This window comes from Deltaproteobacteria bacterium, assembly GCA_016210005.1.
In the GTDB taxonomy this organism is placed as follows: Bacteria; Desulfobacterota; Binatia; order HRBIN30; family JACQVA1; genus JACQVA1.
In genome coordinates, this window is sequence record JACQVA010000247.1 from 1 (window position 1) to 17,030 (window position 17,030).

11 protein-coding genes are annotated in these 17,030 nt (G+C 66.9%); 10 read left to right on the top strand and 1 reads right to left on the bottom strand.

What is annotated here, in order from left to right; all coding sequences use genetic code 11:
* The first annotated feature begins 257 nt into the window (after positions 1–257).
* On the top strand, positions 258–1,727 hold the full coding sequence (locus HY699_23045) for a wax ester/triacylglycerol synthase family O-acyltransferase (protein ID MBI4518683.1): 1,470 nt from the start codon (positions 258–260) through the stop codon (positions 1,725–1,727).
* A gap of 237 nt (positions 1,728–1,964) precedes the next feature.
* On the opposite strand, the gene HY699_23050 is transcribed toward HY699_23045, so the two are convergent.
* Entirely contained in the window at positions 1,965–5,348 is a 3,384-nt protein-coding gene (locus HY699_23050; GenBank protein ID MBI4518684.1) for an AAA family ATPase, read from the bottom strand.
* 374 nt (positions 5,349–5,722) lie between these two features.
* On the opposite strand from HY699_23050, the gene HY699_23055 reads away from it, so the two are divergent.
* The 9 genes from HY699_23055 to HY699_23095 all read left to right on the top strand — a co-directional run bounded on the left by HY699_23055 (position 5,723) and on the right by HY699_23095 (position 16,654).
* A complete protein-coding gene (locus HY699_23055) occupies positions 5,723–6,061 on the top strand; it encodes a ComEA family DNA-binding protein (GenBank protein ID MBI4518685.1) in 339 nt (112 codons plus the stop codon).
* Positions 6,062–6,576: 515 nt separating this feature from the next.
* Positions 6,577–7,395: an enoyl-CoA hydratase/isomerase family protein gene (locus HY699_23060; protein ID MBI4518686.1), complete on the top strand. Its 819-nt coding sequence runs from the start codon at positions 6,577–6,579 to the stop codon at positions 7,393–7,395.
* A 26-nt stretch (positions 7,396–7,421) separates the two neighbouring features.
* On the top strand, positions 7,422–9,221 hold the full coding sequence (locus HY699_23065) for an acyl--CoA ligase (protein MBI4518687.1): 1,800 nt from the start codon (positions 7,422–7,424) through the stop codon (positions 9,219–9,221).
* On the top strand, positions 9,214–10,371 hold the full coding sequence (locus tag HY699_23070) for a thiolase family protein (protein ID MBI4518688.1): 1,158 nt from the start codon (positions 9,214–9,216) through the stop codon (positions 10,369–10,371). Before HY699_23065 ends, HY699_23070 begins: the two co-directional genes overlap by 8 nt.
* A gap of 36 nt (positions 10,372–10,407) precedes the next feature.
* Positions 10,408–10,644 carry a GxxExxY protein gene (locus HY699_23075; GenBank protein ID MBI4518689.1) on the top strand — a complete coding sequence of 79 codons (237 nt, stop codon included), beginning with the start codon at positions 10,408–10,410 and terminating at the stop codon, positions 10,642–10,644.
* A 29-nt stretch (positions 10,645–10,673) separates the two neighbouring features.
* Positions 10,674–11,087, top strand: coding sequence for a Zn-ribbon domain-containing OB-fold protein (locus HY699_23080; protein MBI4518690.1), 414 nt, complete (start codon positions 10,674–10,676; stop codon positions 11,085–11,087).
* Between the two features lie 109 nt (positions 11,088–11,196).
* Complete coding sequence (locus HY699_23085; protein ID MBI4518691.1) at positions 11,197–12,363, top strand: acyl-CoA dehydrogenase family protein; 1,167 nt, start codon at positions 11,197–11,199, stop codon at positions 12,361–12,363.
* A gap of 47 nt (positions 12,364–12,410) precedes the next feature.
* Complete coding sequence (gene selB / locus HY699_23090) at positions 12,411–14,324, top strand: selenocysteine-specific translation elongation factor (protein MBI4518692.1); 1,914 nt, start codon at positions 12,411–12,413, stop codon at positions 14,322–14,324.
* Between the two features lie 851 nt (positions 14,325–15,175).
* Positions 15,176–16,654: a CCA tRNA nucleotidyltransferase gene (locus tag HY699_23095; protein ID MBI4518693.1), complete on the top strand. Its 1,479-nt coding sequence runs from the start codon at positions 15,176–15,178 to the stop codon at positions 16,652–16,654.
* Positions 16,655–17,030 lie beyond the last annotated feature (376 nt).

A 17,030-nucleotide genomic window follows, 5' to 3' on the forward strand; every position in this document is an offset into this window, starting at 1 on the left:
CGTGCCGTTCCGTTTGCTGGCCAGGATGTAAACGCAGAACTGCTTGTCCATAGCGCCAAACGCCAAACTGGATTCCCGCTTTCGCGGGAATGACGGCCATAACACCGAACCACGTTACCCACAAATTTGTCGCGCACCCGCTGAGAAGCGGGCCACCGTTGCCCGGCTCCAAGTCGTTGGTGCCGCGTGGGCACGATTTCGTCTGTTCCGCTCCCTCCGGGCGTGCTAGGTAGAGGGCACGTCAGGGGAGTTGGGCCATGCCTTACTATGAGCGCTTGAGCGCGTTGGACGCATCGTTTCTGGGTATCGAGGATGACAGCTGCCACATGCATGTGGGCGGCGTGATGATCTTCGATAGCGGGCCGCTGGGCACGCCGGGGGGCGGGGTCGATATCGATCGTATTCGGCTGGCGATCGCCGGGCGGCTGCATCTGGTGCCGCGCTTTCGCCAGCGGCTGGCCTACATCCCGTACGAACGCATTCCCATCTGGATTGACGACGATCGCTTCCGCATCGCTTACCACGTGCGCCACACCGCGCTGCCGCACCCGGGCGACGAGCGTGTTTTGAAGCGGTTGGTGGGCCGCATCATGTCACAGGCGCTCGATCGCAAGCGCCCGCTGTGGGAGATGTGGGTGGTCGAAGGCCTCGAAGGCGATCGCTTTGCGCTCATCAATAAGACGCATCACTGCATGATTGACGGCATCTCCGGCGCCGACATCATGTCGGTGATTCTCGACCCGGCCGCGGATACGCATCTGCCGGAGCCGGAGCCGTGGCGGCCGCGGCGGGCACCGAGCCGCGGCCGCTTGCTGTTTGACGAGACGCTGCGGCGCGCCGCCCAGCCTCCGGCCGTCTTGCGGGCGCTGGTAGACGCGGTCCGCGCCCCGGCGGCGGCGCTGCGCGAACTCGGCGGGGCAGCCCTGGGCGTGGTCGAGACGCTGGCGCCGGCGCTCAGCCCGGTGTCGCCGACGCCGCTGAACGTGCAGGTCGGCCCCCACCGGCGCTTGGACTGGACCGAGATGAAGGTGGCTGATTTGAAAGCGGTCAAGAACGTGCTCGGCGGCACACTGAACGACGTGGTGCTGGCGACCGTCAGCGGCGCGTTGCGCCTCTTCTTCGAGCAACGCGGGCTGGCCCCCGAGGAGTTGGATATCCGCGCGATGGTGCCGGTGAGCGTGCGCACGCACGACGAGCACGGGCAACTGGGCAATCGGGTCACGCAGCTGACCGCGCCGCTGCCGGTGAAGTTGAGCGATCCGGTAGAGCGGCTGCGGGCGGTGCGCGAGACCACGGCTGGCCTCAAGGACTCGAAGCAAGCGCTCGGCGGCGAGGTGCTCGCCGCGGTCAGCGAATGGACCGTGCCGAACCTACTGGTGCAGGCCGTGCGTTTGGCCGGGCGGACGCGGCCGTACAACCTGATTGTGACCAATGTGCCCGGGCCACAGATTCCGCTCTACTTGCAGGGCGCGCCCATGCGCACCGCCTATCCGGTGGTGCCGTTATTTGAAAACTTGGGGCTGGTGGTAGGGCTTTTCAGTTACAACGGCGGCTTGTTCTGGGGTGTTAACGCAGACTGGGATCAGATCCCCGATCTGCACGACTTCATCGTTGCGATCCAGAGCGCGTTTTGCGAGTTGCAGCAGGCGGCACAGGCAGTGGCCGCACGTTCAGTTGCCGCCATTGCCCGTCGGCGCGCGCGCGGCGGCGCCCGCCAGGCGAGCTGATACGCCCCGGACCGGCTGATGCAGATCTCGGTCCCTTGCGTTATCCAGCCAGACTCGGCTTATCGCTGTCACTGGCGGTTTCTGCAGCAGACCACTTCTTTGCCGCAGGTCGATTCGTGGGCGCACTGTAGTACCGCCCCCACGCGCAGGGCTACTACGACGCTGGCAAACGGCCTGTCAAGCTCCGCCGCAGCCCTGCAGCCCTGGGCCTACGGGGATCTCCCGGCGCCCTCCACTTCACAGCGCCCACACCACGGACCGCTCGGGGTCGGGCACGTAGGCGCAGAGCGTGCCGGTCTTGATCGTCTTGCTCAGGTAGTGCCCCAGCTTGGGGTTGCCGTCGCGGATGCGCTTGACGACTTCTTTGATCCGCTTGCTGACTGCTACGCGGGCGCGTTCGGCGCCGTCGGCAACGGTGCGGTTGCGGCCGCCGAGTCCGACGGCTGCGGCAACTTGCTCGGTAATGAAGTCCACCTCCTGACGTAATCGCCCCGCCCTGCCGGTGTCGTGGTGACGTTCGGCTTCTTCGATATCCTCGCGCAGGTCCGCGAGCCGGCGCGAGTAGTCGGCCCGCGCCCGCCCGTCCAAAATCGCCATCCCATTGGTGATAGGTAGCCCGAGGCGTCCGAGCTGCCTGGTCTCCGGGTGCTGTTTCGCCAAGTCGAGGGCGTGAAATTCGCGCCCGGGGTGGCGCAGCAGGTAGGCAAGGTACTGCAGGCCCTTGCTATCCTTGAGGTGCAGGACGCACCCGTTGTCCGATACAACCCAATAGTCACCCTCTCTACGGAAAACCGCCTGCGGTTGCGAAGACCGGCCGGGGGCGGGCTCGGCCGACGTACTTTCAGACGGGAGGTGGCCGTTCCAACGTCCGAGCCCTCCAGCTTCTCGGCCGAGAGCCTCGGCCCTTTCGACCAAGCCTTTCATGCCGATCTCGCGGGCGCGCGCCAACGCGAGTGAGCACAACGATGCGGCCTGTTCGCGGTCGCCCGGCAGGCCGCGGGCAAACCGCATGGCCGCGTAGTCGTACTCGGTGTGGGCCACAAATGGTTGGGCGCCCATGCAGCCGTTTGTCGCCAGGGCATCGACAAAGTGCCGCTCTGCCTGATCCCAGTTGCGCAACGTGGTAGCGAGCAAGCCCAGGTAACGAGCGACCGCGCCGAAGCTGGTGGCGCCGCCTGCGACCGCGATGTTGCGATTGCCGTAAGGACGCAGCAGCTCGTAAAGCGGCCGCGCGCGGGCGGCGTCGCTCAGTGCGGCACACGTCTGCGCCAACAAGGCGAGGCGGATCAGCAGCGTACTGTCTTGCGAAGCGGCAAAGCCAGCCGCAGCGAGACGGGCAAACTCCTCCTGCGCCCGCGCCCGCTGCCCGATCTCGCAGTACAGGTGCGCCAGGCTGGCGCGCCAGACCGGTAGGCCCGGATAGCGCGCCACCATTTCGTTCAGCACCGCTTCCAACTCGGCTAGGCGCCCTTGATGGCCGCGCAGGATGAACATCTGGGCCGCGAACGCCTGCTGCGCGTTCGGGTTCTGGGCCGATTGCCCGAGGCTGAGAGCACTGAGCGCCAGGCGTTCAGCGTCGTCGAAGCGGCCCGCCATCAGCGCCTGCATCGCCTGGAACATCGTCGAGAGCCAGAGATAGACCGGTTCGTGCAGGGATTGGGCGAGCTGCCGGTGGAGTTCGACTTCGGCGTCAATGGCCGCGCGGTCGGCCAGCACCAGCAGCGATTCGATGCGCCAGCCGCGCCCCTCTGCCATCAAGGTCGGCTCGTTGGCAGTTTGCGCCGCCGCCACCATTTCGCTGGCGGTGGCAAGCTGCTCGCGCGGTGCTTGCGCAACCGGTGCGGTGACGTAGCGCACCCCCAGGGTGTACGCCAGCGCTGCCGCGTCCCCCACCCGCTGTGCAATCGCCACGGCCTCGCCGCTCAACGATGCGGAACGCTCGCGGTGGACCGAATAGGACAGTTGCAACGCCAGGCTGGCCAGCAAGCGCGCGCGCAGTGTGCCGTCCTCGCCCACCAGCGCCAGCGCCTCTTCCAACAGCGCGGCCGAGCGGTGATCAATCGTGCCGATCTCGACGTACAGCCCAGCATAACCGAGCGCCGCCCGGGCCAGCCGCTCGGGTGCCGCCTGAGCTCGGGCCAGCGTCGCCGCGCGCTCGAAGTTGGCGCGCGCCTGCTGCATCGAGCCGGCGCGCCGGTAGGCTTCGCCCAGCGCCAAGAGCACCTCACAGCGCTCGCCGGCGTTATCCACCACCTGCCACGTCTGCGCGATCAAGGCGCGTTGGTAAAGACGTATCGCCTCTTCGTAACCAAACATGGCCAGGGCGCGGTCGCCGGCGCGGCGCGCGTAGGCACTGGCTCGCCCTGCGTCACGGGCCTCGAAGAAATGGTAGGCCAGTTCGTTCACGTGCTCGCCCGCTGTGGGCAGACGCTCGAGGGCGTTGCCAACCAGGCCATGCAGGCGCGCGCGCACACCCGGCTCCAGCTCGGTACAGAGCGCATCGCGGATCAGCGCGTGGGCAAAGCGATAGCAGCCCGCCATCCCGGCAATCGGCACGATCACCCGGCTGCTGACGGCTTCCTGCGCCGTCGCATAGACCCGGCGGCGGGTCTCCTTGATCGAGGTCAGGTCGGGTGGCGTAACGCTCGAGGTCACCGCTTCCAACAGGTCCAAGCTGAATTCGCGCCCCAGCACGGCCGCTGCCCCGAGCAAGGCGTGGCACTCGGGCGACAAGGGAGCCAGATGCCGACCGATGGCCGCTTGCACCGTCGGCGGCACCGGCAGGTCAACTAGCGAGCCCGGATCACGGATTGCGCCGGTGCCACCCTCGGCAAGCAATCCCCGCAGGACTTCCGAGACGAACAGCGGGTTGCCTTCGGTGCGCTGGTGCACGGCCGCCACCAGCGCGGCCGCCGCCCGTGCGCCCGCGCTCAGCTCGATGAACCGCCCAACCTCGGCTTCGCCCAGACCGGCCAGGGTGATGCGCTCGGTGCCCGGCTCGCGCAAGGCCTCCGCCACGGTCACGGCCAGCGGCTGCTGGGCCCGCAGCTCCGTGTCACGATATGTTCCCAAGATCAACACCGGCAGGCCGCGCAGCTCGTGCGCGAGAAATTGGAGCAGCAGCAGGGAGGAGCGGTCGGCGCAGTGGATATCGTCGAGAATGATAACCAGGGGCGCGCGCTGCGACAGCTGCTCGATGAAACGACGCACGCTCTCGAAGAGGCGAAAGCGGGCCTCGGGCGAATCGAGACGGGTAGCACTGGGCAGCTCCGGCACCTGCTGGCGCAACTCCGGCACGATCTGCGCCAGCTCGACGTGCGCCAGCTCGGCGCCGGCGCCGCCGAGCTGGCGCTGGCTGGCGCGTAGCACTTGCGCCCACGGCCAAAACGCGGGGGCCCCCTCTCCTTCGTAGCACTGCCCCCAAAACACCTGCGCAGCACGCCGGCGCGCGTAGGCCGCGACTTCCTCACAGGTGAGCGTCTTGCCGATCCCGGGCTCCCCCGCCAGCAACACCAGCCGGCCTCGCCCCGCAAGCGTGCCCTCAACCGCCGAGCGTAGCACCTGCATCTCTCGTTCACGGCCGACAAAGATGCGGGCAGCGGACTCGCCTGCCGCCGGCATTGAACCGGCGCGGCCCGTGTTCTTGCCCTCGAGCTCCGACCTTGGCTCTCCGATCTCGGGCTCGCACCCGATGGCGACATCCTCAGACACGGCGGTGAAAACAGCCCCCTCGCGCACAGGCAAGCACTACACAACTATTACTGGAGATACTATAGGAAGCTGCGACTGCCAAGACGAAAAATCGCCTCCGGCCACGACGGGCCGCCATCAGCCGCGCCGACCCAGGCGCGGGCAGATTTGTCCAGTCGAGGGCAAATGACCACTGCGCCTGCCCCCTTTCGCGCGGCGCCGCGGCCGGGGTAGACGGCGCCCTGCCGGTTTCCGTGCCCCGAACGAAGTTGTCGTAAGCAAAAGGAGGTGTCTGAATGACGCGCATGCGCCTATACACCGTGGCGGGCCTACTCATCGCGGCAATCGTGCTCGCGGTTAGCACCTCCGCCACCTCGGCTGAAAACAAACTGGTGAACATCAACACGGCCTCCGCCACCGAGTTGGCGGGGGTGAAAGGAATCGGGGATGCCAAAGCCAAGGCCATCGTCGAGTACCGAGAGAAGAACGGACCGTTCAAGTCCGTCGATGACCTGGGCAGCGTGAAGGGCATCGGCGACAAACTGCTGGCTAAGCTGCGACCCCAAGTCACAGTCGGCGAAACCGCCGCCGCCCAGGCCGCGGCTCCAGCCGGGGCCGCCGCGCCCGCGCCGGCCAAACACTGAGTCCCACCGGGCACGGAAACCGGCAGCTCTCCGTCGCCCCGTCTGTTACTATTCCCGGATCGAATCAGGCGATCGCCCAGCGCTCAAGCCGCGAGGCCGTCACCAGCGGCTCGCGCGCTAGGCGGCAGGGTACTACGGCACGCCTAGTACCCTTCTGGTACCCACACCCCAATACCTGTTCAGTACCCCAGGGACCCCCGCCAACACCGCTGCAACAAACGCCATGGCCACAGGCCACCTCCAGCCGTTGTGTTCGAGCATTGACACGACCTGATTGGCAAGTGCGCTGGGGCCGCTGGCCAACTCGACCGACTCAGCTCCGGGCCGCGAGAGTCGCAGCGCCCACTCTCGCACCGGTCGAGCGCCTTCCTGCACGCTGATCCGCACCGCCACGGGGTCCACCGGCCGGGGGCTTACGGCTTGACTTGGCTGCCGCCTTTCTGCTTTCAAGCATTTGATTAGAGCAGTTGACCGCCGCGCGCCCGCCGCCTGGCGCTCAACCACGAAGGAGTCGCATGCCCGCGATCATTTACGAAAAGAAGGGACGCATCGCGTTCATCACCATCAACCGCCCCGAGCGGCGTAATGCCCTGAACTTCGAGGCCTTCGGCCTGCTCGCCAAGGCCTGGCTGGATTTCCGCGACGACCCCGACCTGTGGGTGGCCATCATCACCGGCGCCGGCGACAAGGCCTTCTGCGCCGGCGGTGATCTCAAGGAGTTCATCCCGATGATCACGCAGAACATCGGCGAACTGTCGGCCTCTGGCGGCACGCAAACACTCGGCCACGACGTGCCGGTGAACGCCTCGCTGGTGGCGGTACTGCGCGAGGTGGAGATTTACAAGCCGATCATTGCCGCCGTCAACGGCTATTGCATCGCCGGCGGGATGGAGATGCTCCAGGGCACGGACATCCGCATCGCCTCGGAGAACGCTACCTTTGCCATCGGCGAGCCGCGCCGCGGGCTGTTCCCCGGCGGTGGTTCGCCCACTAAGCTGCCGCGCCAGATTGCGTTCCCCTGGGCCATGGAGATCTTGCTCACCGCCGAACCCATCAGCGCCCAGAAGGCGTACCATTACGGCATCGTCAACCAAGTGGTGCCGCCGGCCGAGTTGATGCCGGCGGCGATCCGCTACGCCGAGCTGATCTGCAAGAACGGCCCGGTGGCGGTGCGCAAAGTGAAAGAGGCGGCGGTCAGGGGGCTCGGCTTGCCGCTCAAGGAGTCTCTCGATCAAGAAATGATTTACGCCGCCGAGGTGTTTTCCACCGAGGACGCGATGGAGGGCATTCACGCCTTCCAAGAACGACGCGAGCCGCGCTGGAAGGGGCGCTAGCTCGGCGCCGGTTGCCCATCGTTGCCATGGCCGGCGCCGCGCCCGACGACCAGCGACCTCTGATCCGCGATCCGCGCCTGCTGGCCAAGAACTGGCCGGTACCGCGCTGGCGCGAGAAGTGGCGCATCCTGGTGCGCGAGGCGGCCCAGCTGAGCATGGCCACCCTGCCCGAGCGCCTGGCCGAGCTGTACGGCGAGCGGCCGGCGCTGTTTCTCGATCAGCCGCTCGACTATCCGTTCTTTCGCGGCGACTGCGTCACTTTCGGTGACTTCGCCCGCTTGGTCGCCCGCGTCGCACACGGCCTGCGCCGTCTGGGCGTCGGCAGCGGCGACCGCATCGGGTTGATGACCGGCAATCGCATCGAGGCCGCCTTTGCCGAGTTCGCCGCGCAAAAGCTGGGCGCGGTGCCGGTGCCGCTCAACTTCATGCTGCGCCTCGACGAGATCCGTCACCTCGCCGCCGACTGCGGCTTTCGCGCCTTCATCACCGATCGCACGATCTTCGACAACGTCATCCGCGATCCCGGCGCGCTGCCGGGGGTTCGCCATTGGATCGTAGTCACCAGCCAAGCCCCGCCCCCTGGGGTCTTGCGCATGGGCGAGCTGATGGCCGGCCAGCCCGAGGACTTCCCCGCCTCGCCGCTGGCCCCGGATCATCTAGCGATCATCTTCTACACCGCCGGTACCACCGGCTTTCCCAAGGGGGCCATGTTGAGCGACGCCGCGCTCATGTTCGCCGTGCGCTCGTACGCCAAACTCATCGCCTTCTTGCCCACCGAGCGTGACAATCTCGGGCTGCTGGTGATGCCGCTGGCACACACCTCCGGCCATCAGGCGTTGCTGCTGCAAATGCTAATGGGCACGCCGATGTTGCTGATGGGCCGTTTCGATCCCCAGCGCGTGCTGCAGGTGATCGAGCAGTACCGGGTCACGATGTTCTCGGGCATTCCGGCGATGTACCGCATGCTGCTCGATGCCGGTGCCCGCCAGCGCGACCTCTCCTCGATTCGCCTGTGGGGCGGCGGCGGCGATGCCTTCAGCGACGAGCTGATCCACACCTTTCGCCAGCTTGCCGCCAAGCCGCGCCGGTGGCGAGGCCGTAAGCTGCCGCGCTTCGTGCGCGGCTACGGCCTGGCGGAAACCGCCGGCCAGCTCGCCACCGCCATCGGGCCGCCGGTGGGCGACGGCGCCGTTGGCCGGCTCATGCGCGGGGTTCGCTTCAAGATCGTCGATCCCGGCGGGCGCGAGGTGCCTAAGGGCGAGGTCGGTGAACTGGTAGTGAAGTCGCCCGGGCTGATGTCGGGCTATTGGAACCATCCCGAGGAAACCGCCACAGTGCTACAAGACGGCTGGTTTCGCACCGGCGACCTCGTTCGCCAAGGCCGCCGCGGCGTGCTCTACATCCAGGCGCGCGAGAAGGACATGATCAAGTCCGGCGGCTACTCGGTGTTCCCGGCGGAGGTCGAGCGCAAGCTGCTCGAACATCCCGCGGTGCAGCAAGCCGTCGTGGTCGGCGTACCGCACGGGGTCAAAGGCGAAATGCCGGCCGCCGCGGTCGTGCTCGAAGCCGGTGCGGTCGTCGACGAAGCGGCGCTGCTGGCATGGGCGAAGGAGCACATCGCCGGGTACAAAGCTCCGCGCCACATCGTCTTCATCGATCACATCCCGCAAAACTTCGCGATGAAGGCCAAACGCCGCGAGGTGCGCGAGCTAGTCATCGCCGCCCTCGCCGGCAGGGGCACATCGCCTTTGGCCGACGCCCAGCCGCCGGATGCGAGCGGCGCGGCAGCGACCCCAGAGCAGGAGAAGAGTGGGCAGCATGGGTAATCTCAGCGGCCAATATGCTATCGCCGGTGTCGGCGCCTCGCGTTTCGGCAAACTGCAAGGCGTCAGCACCATGGGCTTCACCCTCGAAGCCGCCAAGCACGCACTTGCAGACGCGGGCGTGGTGCGCGACCAGGTCGACGGCGTGCTGGTACTGATGCCGGCAATCATGGGCGAGCAACACGGCTGGGCGGCGCGGGTGGCCGCCTACCTCGGCATGGAACCCACGTATTCGTTCACCATGGACATGGGCGGCGCCACTGCCTGCGGTGCGGTACAAACCGCTATGGCCGCCATCGCGGCCGGCTACTGCCACACGGTCTTGTGCTGCTTTGCTACCCAGAACTGGCCCCAAGGCGTTACCCTGCAGATGTTCGGCTCCGAGTTTCAGGTGCCGTACGGTGACATCGGCGCCATCACGCTCATGGCCCACATCAAACGGCGCCAGCAGTACGAGTACGGCTACAAGGACGAGCACTACGGCCAAATCGCCGTCACCTGGCGCGCGCACGCCCAGCTCAACCCCGAGGCACAGATGCAGAAGCCGATGACGCTCGACGCTTACTTGAACTCGCGCTGGGTGGCGGAGCCGCTGCGCCTGTTCGATTGCTGCCCCAACACCGACGGCGGCGGCGCCTGCATCGTCACCTCGCTCGAGCGCGCGCGCGATCTTGCCAAACCCCCGGTGCGCATCCTCGGCGCCGGCCAGTCTCATTCCTCGGAGATGATTCATCCGCGCGGCGAGCGCGGCCGGCACTGGGGCGGTAAGCGAGCTGCCGCGCTGGCCTTTGGCATGGCCGGGGCTACGCCGGCCGACATCGATGTCGCCCAGTTCTACGATGCCTTCACGCCGCGCGTAGTGCACGACCTGGTGGCCTACGGCTTCTGCCAGCCTGAGGATGTCGGCGGTTACATCGCCGCCGGCAATCTTGCCCTCACCGGCTCGCTGCCCTCGAACACCGCCGGCGGCCTGCTCTCCGAAGGCCACCTCTCCGGCTTCGGACACCTCCGCGAGGGCGTGCGCCAGCTCCGCGGCGAATGCGGCCCGCGCCAAGTGCGCGGCGCCGAGCTGTGCCTGGTCACCGGCTACGGCGGCGCCCCCCACGAAGCACCACCGACCGTCAGCTACTCGGCCTTGATACTCGGAAGATGAGGTTTACAACGGATTCAACCGATTGAACGGATTCGGATGGCGGACCTGCTTCACGGCGATCTCACGTATCGAATCATTGGCGCCGCGATAGAGGTTCATCGCGAGTTGGGACCGGGATTTCTGGAGTCGATTTATCAAAAGGCTATGGAACGCGAGTTGCGCCAACGAGGCATCGAGATCGAAGCTCAGAAGCGGTTCCCGGTGAGCTACAGGGGAGAAGCGCTCGCCGAGCACGTGCTCGACCTAGTCGCTGGCGGCAAGGTGGTCGTTTAAGTCCGTTGTAAACCCCCCGGAGGACTCCGATGTTCACGATCGAAAAACCGCTACCCCGCCCGAGCGAAGACAGCGCGCCGTACTGGGAAGCGGCGCAGAGGGGCGAGCTACGCATGCAGCGCTGCCACGACTGCGGCCACGTGCGCTTTCCGCCGGCGCTGCTGTGTGCGCGCTGCTTGTCCGAGCACACTGAGTGGGTGAAGCTCAGCGGGCGCGGTACGGTCTACAGCTGGATCGTCGTGCACCAGTCGCAGTACCCGGCTTTCAATGCCGACACGCCCTACAACGTCGCCATCGTCGAGATCGAAGAAGGCCCGCGACTGCATACCAACCTGGTCGAATGCAGCACCGAGCAAATCGCCGTCGGCATGCCGGTGGAGGTTGTGTTTGATAAGGTCAACGATGAAGTGACGCTGCCGAAGTTCCGGCCGCGGAAGGGATAGGGTTACAACGGATAAAACGGATTGAACGGATTTTCGGAAAGAGATCTCCGAGAACTCCGAATCCGTTAAATCCGTTTAATCGGTTGTAAGATCAGGAAAGGTACATGACATGGACTTCGCATTCACGCCCGAACAGGAAGCCTACCGCCAGACCATCCGCAGCTTCATCAAGCGCAACTGCTCGCCCGAGCTCGACCGCCAGCTTGAGCGCGAGGAGCGCTACCCGCACGAGCTGCTGCCCAAGCTCGCCGAAACCGGAATTCTCGGGGTCTATTTTCCCGAGCAGTACGGCGGCATCGGCGGCAACGCCATCGACTTCTGCCTTACCGTCGAGGAACTCGCCTACGGCAGCGAAGCCGCCTCGGCCTGCTACCTGCTGCCGGTGTTCTTTGCCGGCCACATGATCAAGATGAACGGCAGCGAGGAGCAGAAGAGTGCCTACCTGCCACGCATCGTGCAGGGCAAGATGAAGGGCTGCTTTGCGCTCACCGAACCCGAGGCCGGCTCCGATGCCGCGGCGGTGAGGACCTTCGCTGAGCCGGACGGCGACGACTTCGTCCTCAACGGCCACAAGCACTACATCTCCGGCGCCGATGTCGCCGACTACATCATGACCGTCACCCGCACCGTCAAGGACGACCGCTACAACGGCATCACCATCTTCATGGTCGATCGCACACTGCCCGGCGTGACGTTGCGGAAGATGTCGAAGATGGGCTCGAAGGTGGTCTCGCTGCAGGAGGTCTACTACGACAACGTGCGGGTGCCGAAGGCGATGATCATGGGCGGGGCCGACGGCCTCAACCAGGGCTGGTGGCAGATGATCCGCAGCCTCGACATGGAGCGCCTGATGGTCGCCATCTCCCACGTCGCCATTGCCCAGAAGGCATTTGATATGGCCTTGGAGCATGCTAAGACCCGCCGCCAGTTCGGGCGCACCATCGGCAGCTTCCAGGCGGTCCAGATGCAGATTGCGGACATGGCGATGGGCATCGAGGCCGGCCGCCAGATGACTTATCACGCCGCCTGGTTGCACGCGCGGGAGCTGCCCTGCTCGCTCCAAGGAGCGATGGCCAAGGTGTTCTGCACCGACATGTGCCTGAAGGTGTGTGAGCTGGGTATGCAAGTGCTCGGCGGGCAATCGTACCTGGAAGACAACGACATGAACCGCTGGATTCGCATGGCGCTGCTCGGCCCCGTCGGCATGGGTTCGAACAACATTCAGCGCTCGGTCATCGCCAGCATGCTGGGCTTGCAGATGAAAGATCTGCGATAGTTTCGAGCCAGCGGCGGCTTGCCCCGCCGAGCCGCCGCGGTATCGCCATGAGCATCAACGCCATCCTCGGCACCGCCGGGCACATCGACCACGGCAAGACCGCGCTGATCAAGGCGCTCACCGGCCAGGACACCGACCGGCTCAAGGAAGAGAAGGAGCGCGGCATCTCGATCGACCTCGGCTTTGCCCACCTCGACTTCGACAGCGGCGTGCGTGTCGGCATCGTCGACGTCCCCGGCCACGAGCGCTTCATCCGCAACATGCTGGCCGGGGCGCACGGGATCGATCTGGCGCTGCTGGTGGTCGCTGCCGACGACGGCGTCATGCCGCAAACCGAAGAGCACGTCGACATCCTGCATCTGCTCGGCACCCGTGCCGCCATCGTCGCGATCACCAAGGCTGACCTGGCCGATGCCGCGCGCATTGTCGAGGTACGCCAAGAGATCGAGATCTTGCTCGCCGGCACGGCCCTGGAGGGCGCGGCGATGTTTGCGGTTTCCTCGGTCACGGGCGAAGGGCTGGGGGCGCTACGGGCCGCGATCGAGCAAGGCCTTGCCAAGCTCGAGCGGCAGGAGCGCCCGGGGTTCTTTCGCTTGCCGATCGATCGCGCTTTCGTGTTACACGGCCACGGCGTGGTGGTCACGGGCACGGCCATCGCGGGCCGAGTGCGCGAGGGCGACAGCGTGCGCATCCTCCCCGGCGGCGAAACCGCCCGGGTGCGCTCGGTGCACGTGCACAATCAGCCGGTGGCCGAAGGCGGCGCCGGGCAGCGGGTGGCGCTCAATCTCGCCGGTATCGAGCGCACCCAAGTGGTCCGCGGCCACGTCGCCTGCAGCCCGGCGCTCGATCGCGCCAGCGATCGGCTCGATGCCTGGGTCGAGTTGCGACCCGGCACCAGCCGCCCGCTGGCCAGCCACGCGCCAGTGCACCTATTCGCCGGCACTGCCGACGCCATCGGCAAGCTCGTGCTGCTCGATGCCCGCACCGGTCTGGCGCGGGGCCAATCGGCGTACGCTCAGCTGGTGTTACGCGACCCGGTGGCGGTGTTGCGCCGCGATCGCTTCGTGTTGCGCGATGCCGCCTCGCAGCGGACGATCGGCGGCGGCGTGGTGGTGCATGCCTTCGCCGCCCGCCACCGCCGCAACGACCCGGCGGTGCTGTCAGCGCTGGCGGCAATGCACGCCGCCGCCAGCGACGCCGACGTTGTCGAGGCCGCCGTTGCCCTCGAGCCCGGGGTGGTAATGGCACCGGATCTCTTGCTGCAAGCCGCGCATCTGACGCCGGAGCGCTTGCAGCAGGTCCTACGCGACAACACCGCGCTGGTCGTGTTGCCCGCGAGCGATGCCCCCGAGGCCATCACCAACAGTGAGAAGTGGCAGCAGCTGCGCTCGGCCACACTCGCCGCCGTCAGCGCCTGCCACCGCGAGCAGCCGCTGGCGCCGGGCATCGAGATGGAATCGGTACGCACGCGGGTGGCGCCGGAGCTTTCGCCCAAAGTCTTTCGCGCCGCGCTGGAGCGGCTGATCCGCGAGCGGGCGCTGGTGCGAGAAGACAGCGTCTTGCGCTTGCCGTCGCATCGCGTGGCCCTGGGCGGCACCGATCGGGCACTGGCGGAGCGGGCAGAGCGCTTGCTCGCCGGCGGCGGCTTGACCCCGCCCGATCTCAAACAGATGGAGGAAGCGCTCCGCGTTCCGCGGCCACGTCTGGCGACGTTGCTCCAGCAGCTCGAACGCGAGGGCCGGGTGCATCGAGTTGCCCCTGACCTCTATTACCCGACGGCCGCGCTCGAGCGGGCGCGGGCACTGGTCCGCGACTACGCCACCACTCACGGGCAGATCACCGCCGCCGCGTTTCGCGACCTGATCAACGCCAGCCGCAAATTCTCGATCGCCCTGCTCGACTACTTCGATCGCACCGGCTTCACCCTGCGCGTCGGCGACGCGCGCAAGCTGCGGCGCTGAGCGGCCGTTGCCGCCGAGCGCGAATATTGCATTGCGACATTCAACGTTCGACCGGGCGATGAGCCGCAGCCCTGCGACTGCTCAGCCGCTGCGCGGACATTGACAAAGCCCCACCTCGGCCATAAGCCGGAAGCGCTCGGATGACATGATCACACGATTCTCAGCACTGCTGGTGGCGATCGCATGCTGCTGTACGGCGTGCGCGTCAACGCCGGCCGTGCCCCATCTGCCACCCGGCAGCGCTGGGCAGTTGTTGCAGCGGGCCATCGACGCTGCCGGAGGCTGGGAGCGGTGGATGGCGGTGCGCGACGTCGCCTTCGTCGCCACCTTTACGTTCTATGACCCTGCCGGCAACGCGTCCTCCGACAGCGTCGGCCTGCACAAGTCGCCGCTGCACGAGTTGCCCAAGGTGCGCCTCGAGTCGCTCGGCCTGCCCGATCCCGTGACTCTCGGCTTCGACGGCCAACAAGCCTGGATGGCGCGCGGCAACACCGCCGTGCACGACCCCGCCCGGCTGGCCTTCTCACGCTTCAACATGGTGAGCAATCTGTTCTGGTTTTCGCTCCCATTCGGCGCGGCCGAGTGGCCGACGACCGTGACCGACCTGGGAGAGCAATCGACCGGGGGCCGGCATTGGGCACGGCTGAAGATCGTGCCCGGCAGCGGCGCTCCGGAAGCCCCCGGCGACTGGTTTGTGCTCTACCTCGATCCCGAGAGCGCGCTGATCGACCACGTCTTCGCCCACATCACCGCCGAATTTCTGACTCACAGCCTGTGGGTCGGAAAGTGGCTCGACTATCAGGAGTGGGACGGCATCAAGAAGGAGCGCCGCCGGCAGTTTTTTCCGGCCGATGCCGAGGGCACCATCATCGGCGCGATGGTGGCCGAGGAATTGGTCGAGGACGTCCGCTTCAACAACCACTTCCCGACGCGGCTATTCGAGAAGCCGCTGGCGGTCGACGGCGGCCAGCCGACGTGACATCGTACCCGGCGTGAGCAGCAAGGAGCAACTCGCCCGCCAAATCACCGCGCGATTGCGCGCGGCCGGCTATAGTGCGTATCTCGCCGGTGGCTGCGTCCGTGATCGGCTGCTCGGTCAGGAGCCGAAGGACTTCGACGTCGCCACTGACGCTCCGGCCGCGCGCGTGCAGCAGCTGTTCGAGCGTACGGTGCCGGTCGGCGTCCAGTTCGGCGTCGTGCTGGTGATGCTGGAGGGGCAGGCGTTTGAAGTGGCCACCTTTCGCGCCGACGCCGTCTACCTCGACGGCCGCCGACCGGCGAGTGTGCGCTTCAGCTCGGCGGGAGAAGACGCCGCGCGGCGCGACTTCACCATCAACGGCATGTTTCTCGATCCGGCAACCGACCAGATCATCGACTTCGTCGGCGGGCAAGAGGATCTGCGGGCCGGCGTAATTCGCGCCATCGGCGACCCCGCCGCGCGCATCTACGAAGACCGGCTGCGCATGCTGCGGGCGGTGCGCCTGGCCGCTCGGCTCGGCTTCACCATCGCGCCGGCGACTTTTGACGCCATCCGCGCCGCCGCGCCGCATCTTACCGACATCGCCTGGGAGCGCATCGGCGAAGAGATCGTGCGCATCCTGCGCCAGGGCAACGCCCGCCGCGGCTTCGAGCTGCTCGATGCCACGGGCTTGTTGCCGGTAGTGCTGCCGGAGGTGGCGGCGCTCAAGGGCGTGTCACAATCGCCCGACTACCACCCGGAGGGCGACGTCTTCGCCCACACGCTCTTGCTCCTCGCCGAGTTCGAGCGGCCGAGCGAAACCCTGGCGCTGGCCGCCTTGCTACACGACATCGGCAAGCCGCGCTGCGCCCAATCGGGCGACAAGCGCATCACGTTCTACGGCCACTGCGAGGTGGGCGCCGAGATGGCCTTGGCCACCTGCCAGCGCCTGCGCCGCAGCCGTGAGGTCTGGGAGCGCGTGGCGTGGCTGGTGCGCCATCACCTGCGCATCTTGCACGCTCGCGAGATGCGGCTGAGTACGCTCAAACGGCTGCTGGCGCAGGAGGGGATAGAGGAGTTGCTGGAGCTGGCGCGTCTGGATGCACTGGCCTCGAACCAGGACCTGCGCTGCTACGACTTCTGCCGCGCCAAGCAGCGCGAGCTGGCCGCCGAGATCAAGCCCCCGCCGCTGATTCGGGGCCGCGACCTGCTCGATCTCGGGTTCGAGCCCGGCCCGCGCTTTCGCGAGATCCTCGACGCGGTCGAAGAAGCGCAGCTCGAGGGACGGCTCGCTACCCACGCTGAGGCTTGTGACTGGGTACGCCGCCACTATCTGGCGGGAGCGCCGGCTTGCAGACAAGATCCCGAGTAATCTCGCCGCGTCCCCCGCATTCCCTGTACCCGCCCCCGAGCACAGTAGAGCGCAACCTCCGGGAGCACCGGGGCGCGCGGACACGCAACCGCGGCGCGAGGCGGTTGCAGCCGCTGTCCAAGCGCACCCGTGTTGTAATCCGTCGTGTCGTTGTCCCGGCCCGCGTTGGGCGTGCCCGCCGGGGACCTCCCATACGCTGGCTTCGTGCTTGTCCAACCACAGCGCGCCCACCTTCAGCGAGTCCGTCGGGCAGGTCACGTAGCTGTCCCCCGGCCACCCAGGGCCGGCCGGTGAGACTAGCAAGTCCATTACGCTAGCGCCGATTATCGACGCCTTCGGCAATGTTCTGGCAAGGCGCCGAGCGCAGCTCCTCGGC

Bases quoted from the DNA above. Each gene is read 5' to 3' on its own strand.
- HY699_23085 (MBI4518691.1), top strand. From the start codon at position 11,197: ATGGACTTCGCATTCACGCCCGAACAGGAAGCCTACCGCCAGACCATC.
- HY699_23080 (MBI4518690.1), top strand. From the start codon at position 10,674: ATGTTCACGATCGAAAAACCGCTACCCCGCCCGAGCGAAGACAGCGCG.
- HY699_23045 (MBI4518683.1), top strand. From the start codon at position 258: ATGCCTTACTATGAGCGCTTGAGCGCGTTGGACGCATCGTTTCTGGGT.
- HY699_23095 (MBI4518693.1), top strand. From the start codon at position 15,176: ATGCCGAGGGCACCATCATCGGCGCGATGGTGGCCGAGGAATTGGTCG.
- HY699_23060 (MBI4518686.1), top strand. From the start codon at position 6,577: ATGCCCGCGATCATTTACGAAAAGAAGGGACGCATCGCGTTCATCACC.
- selB (MBI4518692.1), top strand. From the start codon at position 12,411: ATGAGCATCAACGCCATCCTCGGCACCGCCGGGCACATCGACCACGGC.
- HY699_23065 (MBI4518687.1), top strand. From the start codon at position 7,422: ATGGCCGGCGCCGCGCCCGACGACCAGCGACCTCTGATCCGCGATCCG.
- HY699_23075 (MBI4518689.1), top strand. From the start codon at position 10,408: ATGGCGGACCTGCTTCACGGCGATCTCACGTATCGAATCATTGGCGCC.
- HY699_23070 (MBI4518688.1), top strand. From the start codon at position 9,214: ATGGGTAATCTCAGCGGCCAATATGCTATCGCCGGTGTCGGCGCCTCG.
- HY699_23055 (MBI4518685.1), top strand. From the start codon at position 5,723: ATGCGCCTATACACCGTGGCGGGCCTACTCATCGCGGCAATCGTGCTC.
- HY699_23050 (MBI4518684.1), bottom strand. From the start codon at position 5,348: ATGCCGGCGGCAGGCGAGTCCGCTGCCCGCATCTTTGTCGGCCGTGAA.